The sequence below is a fragment of the Stenotrophomonas sp. YJH_SMC_69 genome, assembly GCF_059370495.1.
In genome coordinates this window covers 476,752-501,878 of sequence record NZ_JCAFTS010000002.1, presented here as the reverse complement: position 1 = coordinate 501,878, position 25,127 = coordinate 476,752, and the positions used below count along the sequence as shown (strand labels likewise).

The following is a 25,127-nucleotide window of genomic DNA, read 5'->3' as shown; positions in this document are numbered from 1 at the left end:
GCCATGGGACGCCCTGAAACGCCGCGGGGCCGTACCACTGTCGTGACCGGCCCCGCGGTACCACACACCTGGATCAGCCCTTGGCCGGCAGTGCCTCGGGCAGCGCATCGACCGGCGGCGGCAGTTCGCTTTCGCGGCCATCCAGCGCCAGCTTCAGGCGGTTGCGGTCCAGCGCGCCTTCCCAGCGCGAGACCACCACGGTGGCCACGGCATTGCCGATGAAGTTGGTCAGCGAGCGGCATTCGCTCATGAAGCGGTCCACGCCCAGGATCAGCGCCATGCCGGCCACCGGCACTTCCGGCACGACGGCCAGGGTGGCGGCCAGGGTGATGAAGCCCGCGCCGGTGACGCCGGCCGCGCCCTTGGAGCTGAGCATGGCGACCAGCAGCAGGGCGATCTGGTGGCCCAGGGTCAGTTCGGTGTTGGTGGCCTGGGCGATGAACAGCGCCGCCAGGGTCATGTAGATGTTGGTGCCGTCCAGGTTGAACGAGTAGCCGGTCGGGACCACCAGGCCCACCACCGACTTGCTGCAGCCGGCGCGTTCCATCTTCTCCATCAGCGACGGCAGCGCCGACTCCGACGACGAGGTGCCGAGCACCAGCAGCAGTTCGGCCTTCAGGTAGCGCGCCAGCTTGAACACCGAGAAGCCGCACAGGCGGCAGACCACGCCGAGGATCACCGCCACGAACAGGAAGGCGGTGAGGTAGAACGAGCCCACCAGCCAGGCCAGGTTGATCAGCGAGCCGACGCCGTACTTGCCGATGGTGAAGGCGATCGCACCGAAGGCGCCGATCGGGGCGGCCTTCATCAGGATGTGCACCAGCTTGAACACCGGAGCGACCAGCGCCTCCAGGAAGTTCAGCACCGGCTTGCCCTTCTCGCCCACCATCGCCAGCGCGATGCCGAACAGCACGGCCACGAACAGCACCTGCAGGATGTTGCCGTCGACGAAGGCGCTGAGCAGCGTCTTCGGGATGATGTCCATCAGGAAGCCGACCAGGGTCAGGTCGTGCGACTTCTCGACGTAGCTGTGCACTGCGGTCTGGTCCAGCTCGGCCGGGTTGATGTTCATGCCGGCGCCGGGCTGCACCACGTGCGCCACGATCATGCCGACGATCAGCGCCAGCGTGGAGAAGAACAGGAAGTACGCCATCGCCTTGGCAAAGACCCGGCCCACCGTACGCAGGTGGGTCATGCTGGCGATGCCGGTGACGATGGTGAGGAAGATCACCGGCGCGATGATCATCTTCACCAGGTTGATGAAGGCATCACCGAGCGGCTTCATCTTCTCGCCGATCAACGGCTCGTAATGGCCGAGGATGGCGCCCAGGACGATCGCCACGATCACCTGGAAGTACAGCTGGCGATAGATCGGCAACGGCTTTGCAGGCACCGGTGCTGCGGTCGGGATGTGCATGGCGGACTCCGGAAGGGGCGTTTTCAGGCACGTACGGCCCCGGAGCTGCACGGGAACCGTTACCGTGGAAACTGATCGCAGGCCCTGTGCAGCACGCACAGGAGGTGCGACCAATGGACGCCTTTGTACGCGCCAGGCACGCCAGCGCAGATAACCTATTGGTACTAGCCTCCCGGTTCAGGTGGCACAGGTGCCTACACTGGCGCCGCACCGCCCGATCCTGGGGAGGCTGGTGGCCCGGGCTGAACGGCTGGGTGAGTCTTTGCGAAAGTTCCGGCCCTTCCGGCCGTTGATGTCCTGTCCACACGCAATCTGAGAGAGCCGCACCCAACATGCGCCCGAATCCCACCTTGCTGGCCCTGTCGCTGGCCGCCCTTCCCGCCTTCGCCTCGGCCGCCGATTTCGACAACTGGCCGACCAAGTACACCTTCGGTGATGGCACCGAGCTGGCGGCCACCGCCAACATCGCCTACGACTACAACGACTTCTCCTCGGCCAGTGGCCTCGAGGACGACGATGCCGTGCGCCGCAAGGAATTCGGCGCGACGCTGAAAAAGAAGGGCGTCTACGATGCGATGGTCTACTACGACTTCCAGGCCGATACCTGGCTGGACGTGTTCGTGCGCTTCGAGAGCAAGGCCTTCTTCGGCCGTGACGTCGGCCGCTTCCGCTTCGGCTACATGAAGACCCCGGTCGGCCTGGATGCGAACACCTCTTCGCGTGCCGGCAGCTTCCTGGAAACCTCGCTGCCGGTGCAGGCCTTCTACGAAGGCCGCCGCACCGGCGTGGAGTGGGTGCTGGAGCGCCCGCAGTACCTGCTGCAGGCCGGGGCCTATGGCGGCAAGGACCTGCAGGGCGACAACCCCGGCACCACCCAGGCGGTGCGTGCGGTGTGGACGCCGGTGAAGGCACCGGGCGATGTGATCCACCTGGGCCTGGCCTACTCGCAGGAAAACCCGCGTGGCTACAGCGATGGCCGCGACGTGCATCACGAGGCCAGCGCCCGCCTGCGCGCGCGCCCGGAAGCCGGCCTGACCGACATCCGCTACGTCGATTCCGGTGCGCTGGTCACCGCCGACCAGATCCGCCGCACCGGCCTGGAAGGCATCTGGATCCGGGGCCCGTTCTCGCTGCAGGCCGAAGCGCTGCGCGCTACGGTCACCCGTCGTGACGGCAAGCCCGACTACACCGGCAGTGGCCAGTACGCGATGGCCAGCTGGGTGCTGACCGGCGAATCGCGCCCGTACAACGCCGGCGCGGTGGCCAACATCAAGCCGGCGCACAATTACGGCGCGGTCGAACTGCTGGCCCGATACAGCCGTCTCGACCTGGACGATGGCAGCATCCTCGGCGGCCGCCAGCACGACCTGACGCTGGGTGCGAACTGGTACCTGACCAGCCACTTCAAGTTCCAGGCCAACTACGTGAAGGTCGACGCCAGCCGTCGTGGCGTGCACAGCACGCCGGAGATCTTCGAACTGCGCGCGCAGATGCACTTCTGACCCCTTCCACGTCAGACCCCGGCGGGCGTGCACGCCACGCCCGCCGGCCCTGCGTAGACTGCCGCCATGTACTGGCTCAGCCGCCACCGGATGCTGTTGCTGACCCTGCTGGTGATGGTCGGCGGCACCGTGCTGTGCGCGGTCGCCGCCGGTCATTACGCCTGGCGGCGCGCGCTCGGCGAGGAAAGCAGCCAGGTGCAACGCCAGCTGCAGCTGTATGGCCAGGGCCTGCAACAGCGCATCGACCGCTTCGGCACCTTGCCGCAGGTGCTGGCACTTGACCCGGATCTGCTGCATGCACTGCGCGTGCCGCCCTCGCCCAGCGAACGGCAGCGGCTGAACCTCAAGCTGCAACGCGCCAACGAAGTCACCCGTGCCTCGACCCTGACCCTGGTCGGCCACGACGGTGTGGCGGTGGCGGCCAGCAACTGGGACCAGCCGACCACCAATGTCGGCGAGAACTACAGCTACCGCCCCTACTACCGCCAGGCGCTGGCGCAGGGCCGTGGCCGCTTCTACGGCATCGGCATGACCACCGGCGTGCCCGGCTATTACCTTTCGCAGGCCATCGAAGAAGACGGCAAGCGGCTGGGCGTGGTGGTGATCAAGGTCGAGTTGTCCGCGCTGGAGCAGGAATGGCTGAGCAGCCCGGACGTGGTGCTGGCCAGCGACGACCACGACGTGGTGTTCCTGGCCAACCGGGACAGCTGGCGCTACCGGCTGCTGCGCCCGCTGGGAGCCGATGAGCGCCGCGAGATGCTGGACGCCCGCCAGTACGCCGACCGCGCATTGCAGCCCCTGCGCGCACGCACCGAAGACGTGCTGGCCGATGGCGGCCGCATGGTGCGCCTGCTGGATCCGGCGCTGCCGCAGCCGATGCTGTGGCAGAGCCTGCCGCTGCCCGCCGAAGGCTGGAACCTGCACCTGCTGCACGATGCCAGTGCCGCCACCGGCGCCGGCCGCGCCGCAGCACTCACCGGTGGCGCTGCATGGCTGGCGCTAGGCTTCCTGGTGCTGTTCGTGCAGCAGCGCCGGCGACTGGCCAAGCATCGCCTGCGAAGCCGCCGCGAGCTGGAAACCCTGCTCAAGCAGCATGCACAGGAACTGCGTACCGCGCAGGATGGCCTGCTGCAGGCCGCCACCGATGCCGACAGCGGCCTCAGCCGCAGCCTCGAACACCTGCCGCAGGGCGTGGTGGTGATCGACCGCGAACTGCGCCTGGTCGCGTGGAATTCGCGCTATCTGGAACTGTTCCGCTTCCCGCAGGACCTGGTTCGCGTCGGCCGGCCGATCGAGGAACTGTTCCGCTTCAACGCACGCCGTGGCCTGCTTGGTCCGGGCCCGGTCGATGAAGCCATCGAGCGCCGCCTGAATCACCTGCGCAGCGGCCGCCCGCACATGCGCGAAAGCGAAAAAGACGATGGCACCGTGCTGGAAATCCGCGGCAACCCGCTGCCCGACGGCGGCTTCGTCACCAGCTATGCCGACATCACCAGCTACAAGAACGCCGCGCGCGAACTGCGCTCGCTGGCCGATGCGCTGGAACACCGCATCGCCGAGCGCACCCATGACCTGGAAGAAGCACGCCGCGAAGCCGAGCAGGCCAACCGCTACAAGACGCGATTCGTCGCCTCGGCCGTGCACGACCTGCTGCAGCCGCTCAACGCGGCGCGCATGTTCGTCTCGGTGCTGCGCGGCAAGCTGGGCGACCCGGCGCAGCAGCAGACTGCGGACCACATCGATGCTGCACTGGCCGCGCAGGATGCGATCCTCAATAGTCTGCTGGATATCGCGCGCCTGGAATCCGGCAGCCTGCCGACCCGAGTGCAGGCGTTCCGGCTCGGGCCTTTGCTGCAGACGCTGGCGCGCGAATTCGGCATCGCCGCACAGTCGCGTGGCCTGGTGGTCGACTGGGTCGATACCGATGCGGTAGTGGTCAGCGATGAAGCCCTGCTGCGCCGAATCCTGCAGAACTTCCTGTCCAACGCGCTGCGCTACAGCGAACGCGGCCGCGTGCTGCTCGGCTGCCGTCGCCGTGAAGGCATGCTGTGGATCGAGGTGCACGACCAGGGCCCCGGCATTCCCGACGCGTTGCAGGGCGAGATCTTCGAGGAGTTCCGCCGCCTGCACGACGGCCAGCAGCGCGGCGCCGGCCTTGGCCTGGCCATCGTCGATCGCATCGGCCGCCTGCTTGGGCATCCGATCCGGCTGCGCTCGCAGCTGGGCCAGGGCAGCGTGTTCGCGGTGGGCGTGCCGTTCGGCGAAGCCAGCGCGATTCCCGCTACTGCTCCCGTGCCGGTGCTGGTGCAGGAACCGGCGGCGGACAACCCGCTTCGCGGTCGCCGGGTGTGGGTGATCGACGACGATCCGCACGTGTGCGCGGCCAGCCGCGCGCTGCTGGAGCGCTGGGGCTGCGAGGTGGCGCTGGCCGATGGCCCACAGGCGGCGCTGCAGCTGGCAGCAACAGGCGCAGTACCGGAGCTGGTGCTGCTGGATGTGCGCATGGGCGATCACCATGGGCCGGTGCTGTACGAGACATTGGCCGAATTGTGGCAGGCCCGCCCGCCGGTAGTGCTGGTTACTGCCGAGCGCGATGCGGGGTTGCGTGAGATGGCCGCCGAACGCGGCTGGGGGATGATGGCCAAGCCGGTGAAGCCGCCGGCGCTGCGGGCACTGATGAGTCAGTTGCTGATCCGCCATCGCGGGTAGTTTCCAGCCAACGGCGCAGCCCCTCGTGGGTGGTGTCTGGGTGGTCGCGGAAAGCAGAAGCCGCGGGTGGGCCGGTCGGGTTGGGTACGCGGGGGACGCCGTGAATCCGTCCCTGGAGGCTTGGCAGCCGCATCCATGCGGCTGACACCCCCGCGCACCCAACCCGACCGGCCTCCGACAGATTTCGGTGGCCTGCACCCACGGAGAAGAAAATAAGATCAAAAGCGGGTCGCGCGCTGCGCTTGCTCGTGTAGAGCCGAGCCCATGCTCGGCTTCACGGACTGGCCAGAAAGCAGCCGAGCGTGGGCTCGGCTCTACAAAAAGCGGCCTGTCAGGCTGCCTTTGCTTTTGATCTTCTTTTCTCTTCCGTGGGTGGATGCGCACGGAACCTGTCCGTGGCCGGGCAGGTGGGCTGCGCAGGGGCGTGAGCCGCATGGATGCGGCGACCGAGCTTACATGGATGTACTTGCAGCGGCCCCTGTGCAGTCCACCTGCCCGGCCTCACCCATGAACTGCTCTACGTGTCCACCCACGAGGGGCTGCGCCGTTTGCTGGAAACTACAGCCCGATGCCGGCGTCGCCCTCGGGCTCCAGCGCCTTCACCAGCACCGCCGCCTGTGTGCGGCTGTGGCACTCGAGCTTCTTCAGGATGGCGGTGACGTGCACCTTCACCGTGTTCTCGGCCAGCCCCAGGGTGTAGGCGATCTGCTTGTTGAGCAGGCCATCGGCCAGGCAGAGCAGCACGCGGAACTGCTGCGGGGTCAGCTGGGCCAGGCGGCTGGCCAGTAGTGCATCGGCCTCGGAACGCTCGGCGGCCATCGCCGGGAACCACAGGCCGCCATCGAGTACTGCCTGCACGGCCTCGCCGATGGTCTCGGCCGGCGCGGACTTCGGGATGAAACCGGCGGCGCCGAACTGCTGGGCACGGCGGATCACCCGCGGATGGTCGTTGGAGGAAAGGATCACCACCGGGATGTCCGGATGCGAGCCGCGCACGTGCAGCAGCGCGGAAAAACCGTGCGCGCCGGGCATGGTCAGGTCGAGCAGCACCAGGTCCACGTCCGGCTGTGCGTCGAGCGCCTCGGCCAGCGCATCGGCACTGGCCACCTCGCGCACCTGCGCCAGCGGCAGGCTCTGCCGCAAGGACTGCACCACCGCCGAACGCAGCAGCGGGTGGTCGTCGGCGATCAGGATGGTGTATTCGCTCATGCCGCCATTGTACGGGCAGGCCGGAGCCTCAGCGCCCCGCCGGCTCGACGCTGCTGCGCCAGGCATCGAGGAACTGGCGGCGCTTGAGCGCATCCAGGTACACCAGCAGGCCCGGGCCGAGCTGGATCGGACGCCGGCTGCGGCCGGGCGCATCGTCGCCACGTGCGTTGCCGGTCACGATCGGCATCAGCCGCGCCTCGCGCGACAGCACCTGCTGGCCACGGGGCGACAGCAGGTAGTCGAGGAAGCGCCGCGCTTCTTCCGGGTGTGGGCCGGTACGCGGAATCACCGCGGTGCGCAGCACCACCAGCGTGTAGTCCTCAGGCTCGACGATGGCCAGTGGCGCGCCGGCATCGACCCGTGCCTGCGCGTAGGAACCAAGCACGTTGTAGACCAGCGACAGCTCGCCGCTGGCCACCTTGTCCAGCAGCACGCCGGTGCGCTCTTCGCGCACCACGTCGTTGTCGCCGAGCGCCCCCAGCAGCGCGCCGGCGATGCTGCCGCGCTGCGCATCCTGGGTTGCCAGCAGGTAGCCGACACTGCTGCGCTCGATGTCATAGGTGCCGACCCTGCCGCGCAACGGTGCACCTTCGGCACGCAGCCGGTCCAGCAGCTGGCGGCGCGTGTGCGGCACCTTTGCCGAAGGCATTGCGCGGGTGTTGTAGACCATCACCACCGGCTCGTAGCTGATGCCGAAGGCCTCGTTGCGCCACTGCGCCCAGGCTGGCAGCGCAGCGGTCAGCGCCGAGCGATGTGGCAGCGCGTGGCCATCGTTGACCAGCTTGGTCTGCAGGTCCATGCCGCTGGAGATCAGCAGGTCCGGCGATGCCGGTCCACCGCGGTCGTGCAGGTAACGCGCGTACAGGTCCTGGGTGATGATGTCCTCGTACACCACCTCGGTGCCCGGGTGCAGCCGCTGGTAATCGGCAATCACCACCGCGAACACTTCGATGTCGGTAGTGCCGTGAATGCGCAGCTGCGCGGTGGCCGCCCCCTGTGCGGGAAAACGACGCACATCGCCGGGCGCGGCCAGCACCGGCAGGGCCAGCAGCAGGGCAACGGCCGTGGCAAACAGGCGGATCATGGACTGCTCCGTGGCAGGCGGATGGTGGCGATCAGCCCGCCCTGCGGGCGGTTGCTGAGGTCGATGCGGCCGCCGTGGCTGTCGACCACCCGCTTGACGATGGCCAGGCCCAGCCCGGCACCGCCGGATGGCGCGCCTTCGCCACGCGCGAAGCGCTCGAATACGCGTTCGGCATCGGCAGCCGCGATGCCGGCGCCATGGTCGGCGATGGTCAGCACGGCCTGCCCGCTTTCCACGGTCAGCGCGATCTGCAACGGGCCGTCGCCGCCGTACTTCAACGCGTTGTCGACCAGGTTCTTGATTGCCTCGCGCAGCAGCAGCGCGTCGCCATGCACCTGCACCGGCTCGGCAGTCATCGCCAGTTGCACGCGCGGTGCCGGGCTTGCCTGCGGCAGTGCTTCATGCAACGCCTGGTGCACGGTCTCGGCCAGATCCACCGCCGCAAAGCGCTGCAGGTGCGAACGATGGATCACGCTGGCATCGCTGAGCAGCTGGTTGAGCAGCCGGCTCATATGCGTGGCGTTGCGCTCGATCGCCTGCAGGCTGCGTCGCATGTCCTCCGGATCGTCATCATCCAGCGCCAACTGCGCCTGAGCTCGCAATGCCGCCAGTGGCGTGCGCATCTGGTGTGCGGCCTCGGCCATGAACGCGCGCAGTGTCTCGTTGCTGCTGGACAGGCGCTCCATGAAGCGGTTCAACGCGGCCACCATCTGGTCCATCTCGCGTGGCACGCGGGCATCGAGCGGCTTCAGGTCGGACGGCTCGCGGCGCGACAGCTCGCGCTCCACCCGCACCAGCGGCCGGAACGCACGATGCACGCCGAACGCCACCAGCGCCAGCAGCAGCCCGGACAACACACCGATCGCCAGCAATGCACGATTGACCATGTCCTGCGCAACGGCTTCGCGCGCGCGCCGGGTCTGGCCCACCTGCACCTGCACCTCGCCCTGCGCGGAGGCCGCGGCGAAACTGCGGCCGACCACCACGAAGCGCACGGTTTCGCCGCTGTAGGGGGCGTCGAACAGCTGCGGCTGGGTACCGGGCCTGCGCGGCGGTGTCGGCAGATCACCGTAGCCGGTGATCAGCGTGCCGCGGCTGTCGGCCACCCGGTAGAACACGCGGTCCTCCGGCGCCATCGCCAGCAGGTCCAGCGCCGCATAGGGCAGATCGACCTGCCACTGGCCGTCGACCAGGGCCACCGAATCGGCGATGGACAGCGCCGAGGACACCAGCAGGTGATCGTAGGATCGGTTGGCGGCGCGCTGGCCGTAATCGCGTGCGGCGAACAGCAGGGCCACCGCGAACACCGCCAGCAGCACGCCGAGGTAGAGCAGCAGCGTGCGCCGCAGCGAACCCGGCGCCGCAGTCGCAGCACGCGTGTCAGCCATCGGCGTCGGCATGGGTATCGCTGGCTTCCAGCAGGTAACCGACGCCACGCACCGTGGTGATGCGCAGCGGCGCGCCCGCCAGCTTCTTTCTCAGGCGACCAACGTACAACTCGATGGCATTCGGGCCCGCTTCGTCATCGAAACCAAACAGGCCGTTGCCGATCTCGTCCTTGCCGACCACCTGGCCAAGACGGCCGACCAGGATCTCCAGCAGGCGGTACTCGCGATTGGGCAGTTCGATCGGCTCCCCGTCGAGGCTGACCCGGTGCGCCGCGTTGTCGAACTGGAAGCCGCCAATCTGCACCACTTCGCTGGCCTGGCCGCGCGCACGCCGCAGCAGCACGCGGCAGCGCGCTTCGAACTCGCGGAAATCAAACGGCTTGCCCAGGTAGTCGTCGGCCCCCACATCCAGCGCCTGCACGCGATCTTCGATGCCGTCACGCGCGGTCAGCATCAGCACCGGCGTGCTGTCACCGCGCTCGCGCATGCCGGCCAGCACGCGCAGGCCATCGAGCTTGGGCAGGCCGATGTCCAGCACCACCAGGTCGAAGCTCTGGTAGCGCAGCACGCTGGCAGCGGCCAGGCCATCGGCCTGCCAGTCCACGGCGTGCCCGCTGCGGCGCATCCGGCGGATGATCGCATCGGCCAGATCCGGATTGTCTTCGACCAGCAGCAGGCGCATGGGCACACGGGTGGGAGGGGAACCGAATGCTACCGCATGCCGCCGCTGGGCTCGCCGGGCGCGGCACGGCGAGCCCAGCGGCCTGTGCTTTTCGCTGCACCGCACAATCCGTTGACAGGACGATGACAGCTTGCCCGACCCAGACTGCGGCCGCGCACCGTCCGGTGCCCACGATTGCCGCGCGCCTGGCGCGCACCTGGGAGGGTTTGTGGAATTCACGTTTGCCTGGCGGCGTCCTGCCGCCATGATGGCGCTGGCTGTCCTGTCGGTGCCGGCCTTCGCCGCCGAAGACGACCGTCCGGTCACCGCCACCCTGGGGGGCCGCCTGCACCTGGACTTCGCCACCTTCGACAACGACAACCGCGGTACGCCGAACAAGGATGACACCGAGATCCGCCGCGCCTGGGTCGATGTGTCCGGCAAGTTCTTCGTGGTCGACTACAAGCTGGAAGCCGACTTCTCCGGCGACCGCGTCGAGGCCAAGGATGTCTACCTGGCCCGCAGCTTCGGCAAGGCGGGCAAGCTGACCGTGGGCCAGTTCAAGCAGTATTTCTCGCTGGATGACCGTACCAGCTCCAACTACGGCAGCTTCCTGGAGCGCGGCAACGCCGGCACCACGCTGGCGCCGCTGTACCGCCTGGGTGCGTCCTGGCAGGCCAACCCGGGCGACTTCACCTGGGCGGCCAGCCTCTACAGCCTGGAGAGCATCGACGCCTGGCAGGTGAAGGGCCGCGCGGCGGGTGGTCGCGTCACCTGGGCGCCCTCGCCCAGCGACGGCGACGTGCTGCACCTGGGCCTGTCGCTGGCCCGCGAGGCGTATGACAACCCCGGCGCCAATGGCGTGCCCGGCCTGCGCATCCGTCCGCGCCCGGCCGGCCACCTGTCCGACGAGAGCCGCCTGACCCTGGTCGACTTCTCCGCCGGCCGCGATACCGACGTCAACAAGTGGTCGCTGGAATACGCGCAGGTGCGCGGCCCGCTGTCGTGGCAGGGCGAGTTCAGTGGCGCCACCTTCGATGACGGCGCCCAGCGCGGCGACGTGATGGCCGCCTACGGCATGCTCAGCTGGTTCGTCACCGGCGAAAGCCGCGCCTATGACCGCAAGACCGGGCGCTTCGCGCGGGTGAAGGACATCCGCCACAAGGCCGGTGCATTCGAAGTGGCGCTGCGCTACGACCAGATGTGGGGCGCACAGCACCTCGACGGCGCGCCGGACCTGCGCCGTGGCAGCACTGAGGCGTGGACGCTGGGTGGCAACTGGTACCTGCGCGACAACCTGCGCTTCATGCTCAACGTGATCGAAAGCCGCAACCGCGACCGCCTGGCCGGGGTCACGGTGGACCGCACCCGCGCGGTCACCGGCCGCCTGCAGTACGACTTCTAGGCCTGACATTCCGGGCGCGCGGCGCCCGGCCCCTTCCACTCCCCACGTCCTGTTTTCGCAAGGAGTCCGCAGATGATGCTGAGCATCCTCGGCTTTGGCATGGTCATTACGTTCATGTACTTGATCATGAGCAAGCGCCTGTCGCCGCTCGTCGCCCTGATCACCATCCCCATCCTGTTCGCGCTGATCGGTGGCTTCGGTGCCGGCATCGACGAGATGATGCTGGAGGGCATCAAGAAGATCGCGCCGACCGGCGTGATGCTGATGTTCGCCATCCTCTACTTCGGGGTGATGATCGACGCAGGCCTGTTCGATCCGCTGGTGCGGGTGATTCTGCGCTTCGTCAAGGGCGATCCGATGAAGATCGTGCTTGGCACCGCCGTGCTGGCGATGCTGATCTCGCTCGATGGCGACGGTTCGACCACCTACATGATCACCGTCTCGGCGATGCTGCCGCTGTACCAGCGGCTGGGCATGAACGCGCTGAACATGACCTGCGTGACCATCCTCGCCGGCGGCGTGATGAACCTGACCCCGTGGGGCGGCCCGACCGCACGCGCGGCCACTGCGCTGCACGTGGACCCGGCCGATGTGTTCGTGCCGCTGATCCCGTCGATGGTGATCGCCTGTGCCGGCGTGCTGCTGCTGGCCTGGTACCTGGGCTTGAAGGAACGCCGTCGCCTCGGCGTGGTGACCCTGCCCAAGGGCGGCAGCTGGATGGACAACAGCGTATCGGACGACAGCAATCCGCTGCCGACCGTGGAAGACGCCGAGGACATCAAGCGGCCGAAGCTGCTGTGGGTGAACCTGGCCCTGACCGTGGCGCTGATGACCGCGCTGATCATCGGCGTGCTGCCGATGCCGGTGCTGTTCATGGTCGGCTTCGCCATCGCCCTGGTGATCAACTACCCGAACCTGGCCGAGCAGCGCCGCCGCGTGGTCAACCACGCCGGCAACGTGCTGTCGGTGGTGTCGCTGATCTTCGCCGCAGGCATCTTCACCGGCATCCTCAACAACACCGGCATGGTCGAAGCGATGTCGCACAGCTTCCTGGCGGTGATTCCGGAGTCGTGGGGCCCGTACCTGGCGGTGATCACCGCGGTGGCGTCGATGCCGTTCACCTTCTTCATGTCCAACGACGCGTTCTACTTCGGCGTGCTGCCGATCCTGTCCGAGGCCGCCGGCAACTACGGCATCACTCCGGTGGAAATGGCGCGCGCCTCGCTGGCTGGCCAGCCGGTGCACCTGCTCAGCCCGCTGGTGCCGTCCACCTACCTGCTGGTGGGCCTGGCCAAGGTCGAATTCGCCGACCACCAGAAGTTCACCCTGAAGTGGGCCATCGCCATCTCGATGCTGCTGATGATCGGTAGCCTGCTGTTCGGCCTGTATCCCCTCGCCGCCTGACCCTTTGCCAAGGAGCCTTCTGCAATGACGCTTCGAATCGCTTACGTCACCAGTGGAATGGGCAGTGTCGGCACTGCCATCTGCCAGAGCCTGGCCCGCAGCGGCCACACCGTGGTTGCCGGCTGCGCGCCGAACTCGCCGCGCAAGGCCAACTGGCTGCGCGAGCAGCGCGAACAGGGCTTCGACTTCATCGCCTCCGAAGGCAACGCGACCGACTGGGCCTCGACCAGCGCCGCGTTCGCCAAGGTCCGCGCCGAAGTGGGTGAGGTCGATGTACTGGTCAACAACTCCGGCGGCAGCCGCGACCTGCTGTTCCGGCAGATGACGGTGGAGGACTGGAACGCGGTGATCGCCTCCAACCTCAATGCGCTGTTCAACCTGACCAAGCAGGTGGTCGACGGCATGGCCACGCGGGGCTGGGGCCGCATCATCAACATCGGCTCGGTCAGCGCCCACAAGGGCCAGATCGGCCAGGTGAACTACGCCACCGCCAAGGCCGCGATGCATGGCTTCAGCCGTGCGCTGGCCGCCGAAGTGGCTTCGCGCGGCGTCACCGTCAACACGCTTTCGCCGGGCTACATCGCCAGCCAGGCGATCAGCAGCTTCCCGCCGGATGTACTGGACCGGCTGGCGGCCTCGGTGCCGGTGCGCCGCCTGGGTCGCCCCGAGGAAGTGGCCGGCCTGTGCGCCTGGCTGGCCTCGGATGAAGCCTCGTACGTGACCGGCGCCGACTATCCGGTCAACGGTGGCCTGTACATGGGGTAAGCCAGTCTCCACGCTGCGCGTGGACCGCCTCCCCCACGGAGTGCGCGGGGCCGGTGAACCTTTGCTTGCGAAGGGAATCCGGCCCCTTTTTCATCCGGCTGCGGGACCTGCGCGGGTGCCCTGCACCATTCGTTGGTTTTCCGTAAAGAAGGTTTCATGTTCCGTTCGCATAGTGGCCCTGCACCGCGCACGCGTGCCGGTGATCACCCCCCATGCAACGGACCACCATGCAGACCCGACACCTGACGATCGCCGTAGCGATCGTGCTCTCCGCCGCTGCCAGCGCCCATGCCGCCGCCACCACCGCCGATACCGGCGCCAGCACCGATGCCGCGCTGAGCGCGCAGACGCTGGATACCGTCTCTGTGATCGGTCAGGGCGAGACCCGCCAGGTGCAGCGCATCACTGCCGTGGACAAGCAGGTGCTGCCGCCGGGCACCAGTGGCCAGAAGATCCTCGATCGCCTTCCGGGCGTGTCGGTGCAGTCCAACGATGCCTTTGGCGCCAACGAGGAATCGCAGACCATCAGCCTGCGTGGCTTCGACAAGAGCCGCCTGGGCTACACGCTGGACGGCATCCCGCTGGGCGACAACAGCTACGGCAATTACAACGGCCTGAGCATCGCCCGCGCGATCATCGCCGAGAACCTGGCCGGCGCCGAACTGTCGCAGGGCATTGGTTCGCTGGGCGTGGCCTCGACCAGCAACCTGGGCGGCACCATCCAGTATTTCTCGATGGATCCGTCCACCGAATTCGGTGGCCGCGCCAGCGTCACCGTCGGCGACAACCACCAGCGCCGCGGCTACCTGCGCGTGGACACCGGCGACCTCAACGGCTTCTCGGCCTATGTGTCCGGCGTGCACCAGGACCAGGACATGTGGGCCGCGCCGTACCAGAACCAGACCACCCGCCAGTTCAATGCCAAGGCAGTGTGGAACGTTGGCGACCACCGTTTCGGTGCGTTCGTAGCGACCTCGCGCGCCAGCCAGGCCAACTATGCCTACCTGTCCAAGGACATGCTGGCACGCGGACTGGGGTATGACTGGAACATCTACGCGCCGGACTGGGATCGCGCCGTCGCCGCCGCGTACTGCGCGCCTGGCACCTACAACAAGGCGCGCTGCAAGTTCAGCGGCGGCGTCAACAGCATCGACGATGCGTACTATCAGAGCCGTGCGCTGCGCGACGACAACCTGTACTCGGTCGATGCCGACCTGCGCCTGGGCGAGCAGGGCCGCCTGAAGCTGCTGGCCTACCACCACGACAACCGTGGCCAGGGCCACTGGTGGGCACCGGGCCAGCCGTCCTACCCGGGTACCGACAGGATGCTGCCGATCTCGATCCGCAGCACCAACTACACGATCAACCGCGATGGCCTGACCGCCGCGCTGTCGTGGACGGTGGGCATCCACGAGCTGGAAGCCGGCCTGTGGTACGAGCAGAACGACCATAACGTGTCGCGCAACTTCTACTACATCAGCGGCCCGTTCCTGGACGACCTGTACCTGAAGAACCCCGACCGCTTGCTGTTCAACCAGGACTTCGACATCCGCACGCGCCAGTTCTACGTGCAGGACCGCATGCGCTTCCTGGACCAGCGCCTGACCGTGGACGTGGGCATCAAGAGCCCCAACACCCGCATGCGCGCCACCGCGCAGCCCGGCGTTGAAACCCGCATTGCGTCGGGCACACTGACCGCCAAGGAATCGGTGCTGCCGCAGGTAGGCCTGGGCTTCAAGCTCAACGCCAACAACGAGCTGTTCGCCTCCTACGCCGAGAACATCGCCGCCTTCGTCGGCGGTGGCAGCGGCGGCCCGCTGCAGGTGTCGCCGGAATCGTTCGCGGCCAGCGCCGGGCTGGAGCCGGAGAAGTCCAAGAGCCTGGAAGCCGGCTTCCGCACTTTCGGTGAGAAGTACCAGGCCTCGATCGCTGCATACAACGTCAAGTTCGACAACCGCCTGCTGTCGCTGAACCCGTGTTCGAGCATCGAAGTCGGCACGCGCCCGGAGTGCGTGACGCGCTTCATCAACGTCGGTTCGGTGAAGAGCCATGGCGCGGAACTGACCTTCATCCTCAAGCCGATTGATGGCCTGCAGTGGTACAACGCGCTGTCCTGGAACAAGACCACCTACGAGGATGACTACACCTCGGGCGGTGCGATCGTTCCGGTGGCCGGCAAGATCACGGTGGATACGCCGCAGCGCATGGCCTCCAGCGAGATCAGCTGGAACCGCGACGGCTTCTTCGCCAGCCTGCGTGCGAAGTACACCGGCAAGCGCTACTACACCTACACCAACGACCAGTCGGTGCCGGGCGTGACCACCTTCGACGCCGGTGCGGGCTACGATTTCGGCCCGGGCCTGGGCCTGCGCAACGTGCGGGTGTCGTTGAATGCGACCAACCTGACCAACAAGCGCTACGCCGGCCAGCTGAGTTCGTTCGCACCGACTGATCCGAAGGGCACGCGCTATGCGATCCATGCGAGTGCGCCGCGGCAGCTGTTCATGACGGTGGCGGCGGAGTTCTAGGTCAGAAGCGGGCGCTGCGGCGCATTGACTGTTCCTGCATGGCGCAGGTAGGCAGGCCCATGCAGGACACGCCGTAAACCCGTCCTTGGGGGCTCGATGGCGCCATCCATGGCGCCAACGGTCCTGCATGGGCCTGCCTACCCGCGCTCGACAATTCCCAGCGCCGGCGCGGAGGCAATGGAAAGCAAGAGCAAAAGCAAAGAGCCGGGCATTGCCCGGCGCTTTGCTTTTCAAACTTCTCAAACGCAATCCCTCTGGTGGACCTGCTGCCGCGCCCGCAGGAAATTGTCTGGAGGAGGCGGGGCACCCTGGTCAGGACCGTTGGCGCCATGGATGGCGCCATCGAGCACCATGGAGGGGCTTTTGCGTGTCCTGACCAGGGTGCCCCGCCTCCTCCCAGCCGATAGCAGGCAGGCGCAGGAGGATCCGCCAACGCATTTCATTCCGGCGCCAGCTGGTCCATCCGTATCCGGTTGGCGAACAGCGAGAACGCCAGCATGCCGGCCAGGCCGTTCGCCCGGCTCACCCAATGCGGCAGCCAGCGCGGCGGCTTCAGCACCCCCGCCTCGAACAGCGGCGCGAACGCGATCGCATCGGCCAGGCTCATCTTGCCGGCGAACAACCAGCGGCAGACCTGCAGGCGGTCCTCGGCCAGCATGTGCCGGAAGAAGGTATGCACCGATACCAGGCCGCGCAGGTACACCGTGTCCTTGGTGAACGCCAGGCCGCCACTCGGCGGCACGCCACGGAACACGCGCTGGGCCGAGGCGAAACTCTCTTCCGCGTTCTGCCCGGCATCGCAGAAATAGCGGAACACTTCGATGAAATCAGCGCCTTCGCGTGCCATCGCAATCGCTTCGGTACGCAGGCTGATGCGTTTCAGGCGCTCGATGTCGATGCTGCCGGTGATCTGCTCGGCGAAGGTCGCCAACCCTTCCTGGGTCGCCGTTACCCGTGGCGAGGACAACGCCAGGCTCGGCAGTACCGGCTGGCCGCGGCCATTCAATGCGGTCAGCGAATGCACCAGCGCTTCGTGGTGGAACAACTGCGCGCGGTCGTAGGCGCTGAAGCGCGCGCTGGTGCGCAGGCGGATGCGGGTCGGGCCGGCGGCGGCCTTGGACACCAGCTCCGGATCCAGCTGCACCTGGATGATGCGCGATTCGAAGAACGCATCCAGATCATTCTGCAGCTGCAGCTGCAGGGCGATGGCCGAGACCGGCACCTGCTCTTCCGGCGCCAGCAGTTCGTGGTCCAGTTCGGCGGCAATCTGTATGAAGTGGCGCGCCGCGTCGCGCGTGCTCGGGCCATTGCCCGGCAGCGGCTGCTCGGGGGCGCCGAACAGCTGCACCGAACAGGTATCAACGGCGGCGGTGCCCAGTCCTTCCAGCAGCTGCGCGGCCAGGTCCCAGCTCTGCGCTGACTGCCGCACGTAGTGGCCCAGCGGATGAGTGTCGTCGCAGTCGGCGGCGATCGCGGCCAGCGCGCGACGTTCTTCGCTGAAGTCCAGCCGTGGGTAATCCACCTTCGGCAGCACCGGCTGGCCGCGCGCCACGCTGTCCAGGAACGGTGCCTGCAGCGTGGCCGGCCAGCTGGTCAGGCCCAGCAGGCGGATGCCTCCCACGGCCTCGACCAGGCGCGCATCGAGCGCTGCATGGTGGGCCACATCACGGTCCAGCGTCGCAGTCGGTTCCATGCGCGGACTATAACGCCCTGCCGTGCCCGGCGCGGTGCGCCGCCGCCCGAGCATTGGCTCGGGCGCTACATGAAATGACTCCACCGCGGACCAGCTGTAGAGCCGAGCCCATGCTCGGCTGCCTTGTTACCGCCTACGCGGCTTGCCTGCCGGGCGGAACTGCTGGCCCTTGCCTTTCCTGCCGCCGCGCTCCTGCGCGGTCTCGGCCTGGCGTATCGCCAGCTTGGCGGCAGCGGCAGCCACTTCTTCCTTCAGCTTGAAGTAGTTCAGCAACCGGCTCTCTTCGATCTCGCCCGCCTCGATCGCCGCCCGCACCGCACAGCCTGGTTCCTGCTGGTGCTTGCAGTCGTTGAAACGGCACTGTGCGGCCAGCGCCTCGATGTCGGCGAAGCCACCTTCGGACAGCGTCTCTTCGCCGGTCGGCTTCAGCTCGCGCATGCCCGGGGTGTCGATCAGGCAGGCGCCCGTCGGCAACGGCATCAGCGCGCGGTGGGTGGTGGTATGGCGGCCACGCGAATCGTTGGCGCGCACCGCGTTGGTCTTCATCCGCTGCTCGCCAAGCAGGGTGTTGGTCAACGTGGATTTGCCGGCACCGGAGGAACCGACCAGCACCACCGTGCGGCCCGGGCCCAGCCACGGTTGCAGCACCGCCACACTGTCGGCATCCAGGCCGTTGATCGCATGCAGCGCGATGCCCTGCATCTCCAGCTCTTCCAGCACCGCCAGCGCATCCTCGCTGTACTCGGTCTGGTCGGCCTTGGTCAGCACCACCACCGGTTCTGCACCACCACCGCCGACCAGCAGCAGGTAGCGCTCGATGCGGCGCGGATTGAAGTCGGCATCCAGGCCGCAGACGATGAACACCGTGTCGATGTTGGCCGCGATCACCTGCTGGTGGTAGTGCTCGCCGGCGGCGCCACGCTTGATCGCGGTGCGGCGTGGCAGCAGCGCGACAATGCGGATGCCGTCCAGCAGCACCCAGTCGCCCACTGCAGGCCGCTCGTGGCTGGGGAAGCGCGGGCGCTGCCATTCCGGCAGCGATTCGGCCTTGATCGACGCATCCGGGCCATCGGCCACCACGTAGTGGGTGCGGTGCTGTTCGATCACCCGCGCCGGGCGGGCCTGCGGATGTGCGGCCATCGCGGCCTGCCAGTCGGCCTGCTGCGCCGGGCCCGGCCAGGGCCAGCCAATGGTCTGCAGGGCGATGAAATCGGGGGTCTGGGTCATCGCCGCCATTCTACCTGCGCCGGCGCCCTGCCAGCCCAGCAATGACAAGCCCGGCACCCTTGCCATGCACTGCAGCAATTCCGGTAGGATGGAATCCCCATGCCTTTTGACGGCCCAGCCCCCATGTCCACCAACTCGCCCAAGCCCCTGGCCATCCGCGAGCGCCTTTCCGAAGTGCGCTACGAAATCCGCGGAGAACTGGCGCGGCGAGCCCGGGAGCTGGAGGCGCAGGGCCGCAAGCTGATCAAGCTCAACATCGGCAACCCGGGCAACTTCGGTTTCCGCGCGCCCGAGCACCTGCAGCGCGCGATCGCCGATGACATGGGCCGCACCGATCCATACACCCACCAGCAGGGCCTGCCGGTCGCACGCGAAGCCATCGCGGCGTACTACGCCCGCCGTGGCGCACCGGATGCGCACCCCGACCGTGTGTTCGTCGGCAACGGCGTCAGCGAACTGATCGACCTGTCGCTGCGCGCATTGCTCAACCCGGGCGACGAAGTGCTGGTGCCCTCACCCGACTACCCGCTGTGGTCGGCCTCGACCATCCTCAACGATGGCCGCCCGGTGTACTACCGCTGCGCCGCCGAGAACGGCTTCCAGCCGGACCCGAGCGAGATCGAGACGCTGGTGTCCTCGCGCACCCGCGCCATCGTGCTGATCAACCCGAACAACCCCAGCGGCGCCAGCTACCCGCGTGAACTGCTCGAGCGCGTGGTCGAGATCGCGCGCCGCCACAACCTGCTGCTGCTGGTCGATGAGATCTACGACCAGATCCTGTACGACGATGCGGTATTCGAGCCGGTCGCGCCGCTGGCCGGCGACCACCCGTGCCTGACCTTCAGTGGCCTGAGCAAGGTGCACCGTGCCTGCGGCTGGCGCGTGGGCTGGGCCCACCTCAGCGGCGACGACGCGCGCCTGGGCGACTTCCGCGCTGCGCTGGACCTGCTCGGCGCGCTGCGCCTGTGCGCCAACGTGCCGGGCCAGTACGCCATCGAGGCCGCAGTGAACGGCCCGGACACCATCTCCGAACTGTGCACCCCGGGCGGCCGCCTGTATGAAACCCGCCGCGCGGTGATCGAAGCCTGCGAAGCCAGTGAGCACCTGTCGCTGGTCGCGCCGGCCGGTGCGCTGTACGCGTTCCCGGCCGTGGTCGGTGCCGCCGCCAAGGGCTTCGACGACCACAACTTCGCGCTGGATCTGATGAACAATGAAGGCGTGCTGGTGGTACCGGGTTCCAGCTTCAACGTGCCCTACCGCCATCATTTCCGCGTGACCCTGCTGCCGGAAGCCTCGGTGATGCGCGATGTGTTCGCCCGCATCGACCGCGTGCTGGCCCGCCGTGCCGAGGACGCGACCAAGGTCGTACCGCTGAAGCCACGCCGTTCGGTGGCCTGAGCCGTGGCGCTGTCCTACCTGGCGCTGGGCGATTCGTACACCATCGGTGAAGCGGTTGCGGTCGAAGGCCGCTGGCCGTACCAGCTCGCCGCCGCCCTGCGTGCGCAGGATGTGGCGCTGGCCGACCCGCAGACCATCGCCACCACCGGCTGGACCACCGACGAGCTGGACGCCGGCATCGATGCGGCCGCGCCGCAGGGCCCGTTCGATTTCGTCAGCCTGCTGATCGGCGTCAACAACCAGTACCGCGGCCGGCCGCTGGACGAGTACCGCGTACAGTTCCACGCCCTGCTGCAGCGGGCGATCGGCTTTGCCGGTGGCCGCCCCGGGCGTGTGCTGGTGCTGTCCTTCCCCGACTGGGGTGCAACCCCGTTCGGTATCGGCAGCGGCCGTGACCTGGCCGCGATCGAGATCGAGACCGACGAATTCAACGCGGCCGCTGAAGTGATCTGCACCCAGCAGGGCGTGGCCTTCGTCGACATCACCGACATCAGCCGTGACCACGGTGGCGACCCGGCGATGATCGCCGACGACGGCCTGCACCCTTCAGCACGGATGTACGCGCTGTGGAGCGCGCGCGCGCTGCCGGTCGCCGCCCACCTGCTCGGCGGAACGGACTGACCCGATGGATGGCACGCCACGGAACGGCCAGCCCCTGCCCTGCACACCCTTGAGCGCCGCGCAGGCCCGCGCGATCGCCGAGGCATTCCGCCCCGCACACGCCTGGGCCAGCCGCCGCGACTACTACTACACCCGCAGCAAGCTGGGCAGCGACCCGCTGTATGACGGCGTGCTGCAGCACCTGCCTGGCGACGGGCAACCCGTGCTGGACCTGGGCTGCGGGCTGGGCCTGTTCGCCCACGTGCTGCGCCAGCGCGGTGGCTGCCAGCCCTACCTGGGCGTGGACGTGGATGCCGGCAAGATCGCCCGCGCCCAGCGTGCCGCCACCGGCCTGCCCGCTGTGCGCTTCGACTGTCTGGACGTGCAGGCGCCGCTGCCGGCGCAGGCCGGGCATGTGCTGCTGCTGGATGTGCTGCAGTACCTGGACGCGGGCCCACAGCAGGCACTGCTGCGTGAGGCCAGTATGCGGGTCGCTCCCGGCGGCCGCCTGCTGCTGCGCACGCCACTGGCCACCGGCGATGGCCGCGACCGCACCACGCGGGTGGCGGACCGGCTGGCCTGGCTGGTCGGCTGGATGGGCACGCGGCCGCGCCACTACCCCGACCCGCAGGTGCTGCAGGCGACACTGGCCGAGGCCGGATTGAAAGTGACGGCCCCGCGCCCCCTGCACGGGCGCACGCCGTTCAACAGCTGGTTGCTGGTGGCCGAACGCCCCGCGTTGTAGCGCCGAGTGCAGCATGTGCCGGCGCTACGCTACAGGATGATCGCCAACCCTTGTAGCGCCGAGCCCATGCTCGGCTGCTCCACACCACCAGGGCCCGGCGTTACGGAACCGGCAGCCGCGCCTTCAGCCCCCGCTCGTCCAGCGCCTGCAGCACGCGTTCGATGATCGCCAGGTTGTGGCCGTGGGCGGCCCCCTCATGCAGCAGCACGATGGCGCCCGGGCGCAGGTCCGGCAGCAGCCGCGACAGCACGCCCTCCGGCGTGCAGCCGACACCGTCGTAGCCACGGGCGCTCCAGCCCACGCGCACCAGTCCCAGCGCCTTCAGCACCGGCGCCACGAACGGATTGGTCATGCCCACCACCGAACGGTACCAGCGCACCGGGCGGCCGCTTACCGCCTGCAGCGCATGCTGGCAGCCCTCGATCTCGGCACGCATCGCTGCCGGGCCCAGCCGCCAGAAGCGCGCCTGCGGATGGCTGTGGCTGTGGTTGCCCAGGTCGTGGCCGCGGCGCAGGATCTCCTGCACCAGCTCCGGCTGTGCCAGCGCACGCTCGCCCACCAAGAAGAAGGTGGCGCGGGCCTGGTAGCGGTCCAGCAGGTCGAGCACCGCACGGGTCTCCGGGCCGGGACCGTCATCGATGGTCAACCAGACGCTGTTTCCGGCCTCTCCGATCCGGCTCAGCACCGGCGCGTAGAAGCGGCTGTTGGGCAGGAATACCGGCACCAGGAACAGTGCGTGGCTGGCCACCATCACGGGCAGCCCCCAGTGCCAGCCGGCCAGGGCCCAGACCAGGATCACGGCCAGCTGCGACGCCACCAGCCAGGGCAGCCAGCGCCAGGGCCGGGTCGGGATGCGATGCAATGTTCCTGCGTTGCTCATCCCCCATGATGCCATGAGGGGTAGAATTGATGATTCGAATTCCCGGAACCCCGACGTCCATGTCCCTCGATCCCGCCCTGCGTTCGCGCATCGAATCCATCCTCAACGCCAACCGCGTCGTGCTGTTCATGAAGGGCCAGCCGTCGATGCCGCAGTGCGGTTTCTCGGCCAAGGCCGTGGGCGCCCTGCAGGACCTCGGCGTCGAGTTCGCCCACGTCAACGTGCTGGCCGACCAGGAAATCCGTGAAGGCATCAAGGCCTATGGCGACTGGCCGACCATTCCGCAGCTGTACATCGACGGCGAACTGATCGGCGGCAGCGACATCGTGCTGCAGATGGCTGCCAGCGGCGAGCTGAGCAGCGTGCTGGGCCTGGCCGCGCCGGACCGTACCCCGCCGAGCATCACCGTCACCCCGGCGGCCGTGGAAATGCTCAAGGGCGCGCTGGCCGATGCCCCGGGCGCTGCTCTGCAGCTGTCCATCGACGCCGGTTTCCAGCCGAACTTCCAGCTGGCCCCGCACGACGAAGGCGCCATCGCCGCCGAGTCCAACGGCCTGCGCGTGCAGTTCGACCTGGCCAGCGCCCGTCGCGCCAACGGCATCACCATCGACTGGGTGGACGACATCCGCGGCAAGGGCCTGGCCATCGACAACCCGAATGCGCCCAAGCCGGTGCAGGAAATCAGCGTGCGCGATGCCGACGACCTGGTGCGTGCCGGCAACATCACCCTGGTGGACGTGCGCCCGGCCGACGAGCGTGAAATCGCCGCCGTGGGCGTGCCGTTCAAGACCTTCGACGGCAACGGCCGCGCCGCGCTGGAAGCCCTGCCCAAGGACACCGCGCTGGCCTTCATGTGCCACCACGGTGGCCGCAGCGCGCAGGCCGCCGAGCAGTTCCGCGCCCTGGGCTTCACCAAGGTGTTCAACGTCACCGGCGGCATCAACGCCTGGTCGGAAGACGTCGACAACGGCGTGCCGAAGTACTGATTGAAGGCCCGGGGTCAGAGCCCTTTCCTGCGGAAAGGCGATCTGACCCCTAAAAAGGGGACGGAGGGAATTAAGTCGTTTGTGGCAAAAACGACTTAATTCCCTCCGTCCCCTTTTTCTTAGCCGGCGAAACCGCCTTCGGCCAGGTAGTCCAGTTCTTCCGGTGAGGGAATGCGACCCAGCACGGCGTTGCGGTGGGGGAAGCGACCGAAGCGGCGGATGATGTCGCGGTGCAGCTCGGCGTACTGCAGGTATTCCTTGTCGCCCAGCACGTCGAACATCGCCACCGAGCGGTCCTGGTCCAGCGGATCCTCGGAGTGCTCGAACGGCAGGTAGATGAAGGCGCGCAGCTTGGGCACCAGCTGCAGGTCCAGGCCTTCCTCGATGGCGCGCATGGCGTAGTGCCGGGCCAGGCCATCGGTGGCGTAGGAATGGGCGCTACCGCGGAAGCAGTTGCGCGGGAACTGGTCCAGCAGCAACATCAGCGCCAGTGCGCCCTCGGCACTGCCCAGCCAGTGTTCGCGCGCGCGCGAGGCGGCTGCGAAATGCTCATCCAGGAACAACTGGCGGAACTGCGCGTCGAACGCATCATCGCGGGCGAACCACTTCGCAGGGCCCGCCTCTTTCCAGAATTCCACCACGTGCGCGGCAACGTCCATCACCTACTCCCCAGGGCCGGCGCGCCGCGCCAGGCCATCATCATCATTCGTCGAAGCGCAGGTGGCGGACCGACTTGCCGTTGCGCCGGATAAGCTTAAGCGCCTCGATACCGATCTGGATATGGTTTTCCACGAACTGGGAGCTGACCTTGGCATCGGAGGCCTCGGTCTTGACCCCATCGGGGATCATCGGCTGGTCCGACACCAACAGCAGTGCGCCGCTGGGAATGTGGTTGGCGAAGCCAGCGGCGAACACGGTGGCGGTTTCCATGTCGATGGCCATGCAGCGCATCGCCCGCAGCCGCTCCTTGAACGCCTCGTCGTGCTCCCAGACCCGGCGGTTGGTGGTGTAGACGGTACCGGTCCAGTAGTCGTGGCCGAGATCACGGATCATGGTCGAGACCGCACGCTGCAGCGCGAACGCCGGCAAGGCCGGCACTTCCGGCGGCAGGTAGTCGCCCGAAGTGCCCTCACCGCGGATCGCTGCGATCGGCAGCACCAGGTCACCCAGCTGGTTCTTGCGCTTCAGGCCACCGCACTTGCCCAGGAACAGCACCGCCTTGGGCATCACCGCCGACAGCAGGTCCATGATGATCGCGGCATTGGGGCTGCCCATGCCGAAGTTGATCATGGTGATGCCATCGATGGTGGCGCTGGCCATCGGCCGGTCCAGGCCGATGACCGGGGCGCCGGTCAGCGCGGAGAAGGTGTGCAGGTAGCCGCCGAAATTGGTCAGCAGGATATGCTGGCCGAACTGGTCCAGCGGAACGCCGGTATAACGCGGCAGCCAGTTGTCGACGATTTCCTGTTTGCTCTTCATGCCCGGTCCGGTTCTGCAGGGGCGCCATTGTAGGCAACGCTGCGCCT

20 protein-coding genes are annotated in these 25,127 nt (G+C 67.8%); 10 read left to right on the top strand and 10 right to left on the bottom strand.

The genetic code is table 11. The features are described 5' to 3' along the window. Positions 1–73: 73 nt before the first annotated feature. Positions 74–1,417 (bottom strand): dicarboxylate/amino acid:cation symporter, encoded by a 1,344-nt coding sequence (locus tag AC5P8F_RS05435; RefSeq protein ID WP_014648357.1) that lies wholly within the window; start codon positions 1,415–1,417, stop codon positions 74–76. 332 nt (positions 1,418–1,749) lie between these two features. Between AC5P8F_RS05435 and AC5P8F_RS05430 the strand changes: the two genes are divergently transcribed. Beyond that, a complete protein-coding gene (locus AC5P8F_RS05430; RefSeq protein WP_046432442.1) occupies positions 1,750–2,919 on the top strand; it encodes an OprO/OprP family phosphate-selective porin in 1,170 nt (389 codons plus the stop codon). A 66-nt stretch (positions 2,920–2,985) separates the two neighbouring features. Further along, the gene (locus AC5P8F_RS05425; RefSeq protein WP_014648359.1) at positions 2,986–5,628 is read left to right on the top strand and encodes a hybrid sensor histidine kinase/response regulator; all 2,643 of its coding nucleotides are present in this window, start codon (positions 2,986–2,988) and stop codon (positions 5,626–5,628) included. 558 nt (positions 5,629–6,186) lie between these two features. Here the strand turns inward: AC5P8F_RS05425 and AC5P8F_RS05420 are convergent. Genes AC5P8F_RS05420 through AC5P8F_RS05405 form a run of 4 tightly spaced genes read right to left on the bottom strand, consistent with a single transcriptional unit; the run spans position 6,187 to position 9,991 of the window. Then, on the bottom strand, positions 6,187–6,837 hold the full coding sequence (locus AC5P8F_RS05420) for a response regulator (protein ID WP_014648360.1): 651 nt from the start codon (positions 6,835–6,837) through the stop codon (positions 6,187–6,189). 28 nt (positions 6,838–6,865) lie between these two features. Continuing rightward, on the bottom strand, positions 6,866–7,921 hold the full coding sequence (locus AC5P8F_RS05415; RefSeq protein ID WP_014648361.1) for an ABC transporter substrate-binding protein: 1,056 nt from the start codon (positions 7,919–7,921) through the stop codon (positions 6,866–6,868). Next, on the bottom strand, positions 7,918–9,309 hold the full coding sequence (locus AC5P8F_RS05410) for a sensor histidine kinase (RefSeq protein ID WP_014648362.1): 1,392 nt from the start codon (positions 9,307–9,309) through the stop codon (positions 7,918–7,920). Before AC5P8F_RS05410 ends, AC5P8F_RS05415 begins: the two co-directional genes overlap by 4 nt. Then, entirely contained in the window at positions 9,302–9,991 is a 690-nt protein-coding gene (locus AC5P8F_RS05405) for a response regulator transcription factor (protein WP_005419188.1), read from the bottom strand. The genes AC5P8F_RS05410 and AC5P8F_RS05405 overlap by 8 nt, the downstream gene beginning before the upstream one ends. Positions 9,992–10,235: 244 nt before the next feature. Between AC5P8F_RS05405 and AC5P8F_RS05400 the strand changes: the two genes are divergently transcribed. The 4 genes from AC5P8F_RS05400 (at position 10,236) to AC5P8F_RS05385 (ending at position 16,072) form a co-directional block, all read left to right on the top strand. Beyond that, positions 10,236–11,375: an OprO/OprP family phosphate-selective porin gene (locus tag AC5P8F_RS05400; protein ID WP_032956563.1), complete on the top strand. Its 1,140-nt coding sequence runs from the start codon at positions 10,236–10,238 to the stop codon at positions 11,373–11,375. Positions 11,376–11,450: 75 nt separating this feature from the next. Then, positions 11,451–12,779, top strand: coding sequence for a CitMHS family transporter (locus tag AC5P8F_RS05395; protein ID WP_005419191.1), 1,329 nt, complete (start codon positions 11,451–11,453; stop codon positions 12,777–12,779). Between the two features lie 24 nt (positions 12,780–12,803). Beyond that, positions 12,804–13,544, top strand: a complete 741-nt coding sequence (phbB, locus tag AC5P8F_RS05390; RefSeq protein WP_005419193.1) for an acetoacetyl-CoA reductase — start codon at positions 12,804–12,806, stop codon at positions 13,542–13,544. A gap of 227 nt (positions 13,545–13,771) precedes the next feature. Continuing rightward, positions 13,772–16,072 (top strand): TonB-dependent receptor, encoded by a 2,301-nt coding sequence (locus AC5P8F_RS05385; RefSeq protein ID WP_049440641.1) that lies wholly within the window; start codon positions 13,772–13,774, stop codon positions 16,070–16,072. Positions 16,073–16,511: 439 nt separating this feature from the next. Here AC5P8F_RS05385 and AC5P8F_RS05380 read toward each other — a convergent pair whose 3' ends face one another. Beyond that, entirely contained in the window at positions 16,512–17,765 is a 1,254-nt protein-coding gene (locus AC5P8F_RS05380) for a flavohemoglobin expression-modulating QEGLA motif protein (protein WP_075076345.1), read from the bottom strand. Positions 17,766–17,891: 126 nt separating this feature from the next. Beyond that, entirely contained in the window at positions 17,892–19,001 is a 1,110-nt protein-coding gene (gene rsgA / locus AC5P8F_RS05375) for a ribosome small subunit-dependent GTPase A (RefSeq protein WP_346601682.1), read from the bottom strand. A 114-nt stretch (positions 19,002–19,115) separates the two neighbouring features. Here rsgA and AC5P8F_RS05370 point away from each other — a divergent pair, with 114 nt between their 5' ends. Genes AC5P8F_RS05370 through AC5P8F_RS05360 form a run of 3 tightly spaced genes read left to right on the top strand, consistent with a single transcriptional unit; the run spans position 19,116 to position 21,735 of the window. Continuing rightward, positions 19,116–20,390: a pyridoxal phosphate-dependent aminotransferase gene (locus AC5P8F_RS05370; protein WP_227864568.1), complete on the top strand. Its 1,275-nt coding sequence runs from the start codon at positions 19,116–19,118 to the stop codon at positions 20,388–20,390. Between the two features lie 3 nt (positions 20,391–20,393). Next, on the top strand, positions 20,394–21,011 hold the full coding sequence (locus tag AC5P8F_RS05365) for an SGNH/GDSL hydrolase family protein (RefSeq protein ID WP_053495757.1): 618 nt from the start codon (positions 20,394–20,396) through the stop codon (positions 21,009–21,011). Positions 21,012–21,015: 4 nt separating this feature from the next. Next, entirely contained in the window at positions 21,016–21,735 is a 720-nt protein-coding gene (locus AC5P8F_RS05360; protein WP_014648369.1) for a class I SAM-dependent methyltransferase, read from the top strand. A gap of 100 nt (positions 21,736–21,835) precedes the next feature. Here the strand turns inward: AC5P8F_RS05360 and AC5P8F_RS05355 are convergent, their stop codons facing one another. Next, the gene (locus AC5P8F_RS05355; RefSeq protein ID WP_197574920.1) at positions 21,836–22,615 is read right to left on the bottom strand and encodes a polysaccharide deacetylase family protein; all 780 of its coding nucleotides are present in this window, start codon (positions 22,613–22,615) and stop codon (positions 21,836–21,838) included. Between the two features lie 59 nt (positions 22,616–22,674). Between AC5P8F_RS05355 and grxD the strand changes: the two genes are divergently transcribed. Continuing rightward, a complete protein-coding gene (gene grxD, locus AC5P8F_RS05350; RefSeq protein ID WP_049440649.1) occupies positions 22,675–23,601 on the top strand; it encodes a Grx4 family monothiol glutaredoxin in 927 nt (308 codons plus the stop codon). A gap of 119 nt (positions 23,602–23,720) precedes the next feature. Here the strand turns inward: grxD and AC5P8F_RS05345 are convergent, their stop codons facing one another. Both AC5P8F_RS05345 and AC5P8F_RS05340 read right to left on the bottom strand, forming a co-directional pair. Then, positions 23,721–24,260 carry a DUF924 family protein gene (locus tag AC5P8F_RS05345; RefSeq protein ID WP_014648372.1) on the bottom strand — a complete coding sequence of 180 codons (540 nt, stop codon included), beginning with the start codon at positions 24,258–24,260 and terminating at the stop codon, positions 23,721–23,723. Between the two features lie 43 nt (positions 24,261–24,303). Further along, on the bottom strand, positions 24,304–25,080 hold the full coding sequence (locus AC5P8F_RS05340) for an AMP nucleosidase (protein ID WP_005419211.1): 777 nt from the start codon (positions 25,078–25,080) through the stop codon (positions 24,304–24,306). Positions 25,081–25,127 lie beyond the last annotated feature (47 nt).

Coding starts and splice junctions, on each gene's coding strand:
- phbB (WP_005419193.1), top strand. CDS start 12,804: ATGACGCTTCGAATCGCTTACGTCACCAGTGGAATGGGCAGTGTCGGC.
- AC5P8F_RS05430 (WP_046432442.1), top strand. CDS start 1,750: ATGCGCCCGAATCCCACCTTGCTGGCCCTGTCGCTGGCCGCCCTTCCC.
- AC5P8F_RS05420 (WP_014648360.1), bottom strand. CDS start 6,837: ATGAGCGAATACACCATCCTGATCGCCGACGACCACCCGCTGCTGCGT.
- AC5P8F_RS05395 (WP_005419191.1), top strand. CDS start 11,451: ATGCTGAGCATCCTCGGCTTTGGCATGGTCATTACGTTCATGTACTTG.
- AC5P8F_RS05425 (WP_014648359.1), top strand. CDS start 2,986: ATGTACTGGCTCAGCCGCCACCGGATGCTGTTGCTGACCCTGCTGGTG.
- rsgA (WP_346601682.1), bottom strand. CDS start 19,001: ATGGCGGCGATGACCCAGACCCCCGATTTCATCGCCCTGCAGACCATT.
- AC5P8F_RS05340 (WP_005419211.1), bottom strand. CDS start 25,080: ATGAAGAGCAAACAGGAAATCGTCGACAACTGGCTGCCGCGTTATACC.
- AC5P8F_RS05400 (WP_032956563.1), top strand. CDS start 10,236: ATGATGGCGCTGGCTGTCCTGTCGGTGCCGGCCTTCGCCGCCGAAGAC.
- AC5P8F_RS05405 (WP_005419188.1), bottom strand. CDS start 9,991: ATGCGCCTGCTGCTGGTCGAAGACAATCCGGATCTGGCCGATGCGATC.
- grxD (WP_049440649.1), top strand. CDS start 22,675: ATGTCCCTCGATCCCGCCCTGCGTTCGCGCATCGAATCCATCCTCAAC.
- AC5P8F_RS05360 (WP_014648369.1), top strand. CDS start 21,016: ATGGATGGCACGCCACGGAACGGCCAGCCCCTGCCCTGCACACCCTTG.
- AC5P8F_RS05370 (WP_227864568.1), top strand. CDS start 19,116: ATGTCCACCAACTCGCCCAAGCCCCTGGCCATCCGCGAGCGCCTTTCC.
- AC5P8F_RS05385 (WP_049440641.1), top strand. CDS start 13,772: ATGCAGACCCGACACCTGACGATCGCCGTAGCGATCGTGCTCTCCGCC.
- AC5P8F_RS05410 (WP_014648362.1), bottom strand. CDS start 9,309: ATGGCTGACACGCGTGCTGCGACTGCGGCGCCGGGTTCGCTGCGGCGC.
- AC5P8F_RS05415 (WP_014648361.1), bottom strand. CDS start 7,921: ATGATCCGCCTGTTTGCCACGGCCGTTGCCCTGCTGCTGGCCCTGCCG.
- AC5P8F_RS05435 (WP_014648357.1), bottom strand. CDS start 1,417: ATGCACATCCCGACCGCAGCACCGGTGCCTGCAAAGCCGTTGCCGATC.
- AC5P8F_RS05355 (WP_197574920.1), bottom strand. CDS start 22,615: ATGAGCAACGCAGGAACATTGCATCGCATCCCGACCCGGCCCTGGCGC.
- AC5P8F_RS05345 (WP_014648372.1), bottom strand. CDS start 24,260: ATGGACGTTGCCGCGCACGTGGTGGAATTCTGGAAAGAGGCGGGCCCT.
- AC5P8F_RS05380 (WP_075076345.1), bottom strand. CDS start 17,765: ATGGAACCGACTGCGACGCTGGACCGTGATGTGGCCCACCATGCAGCG.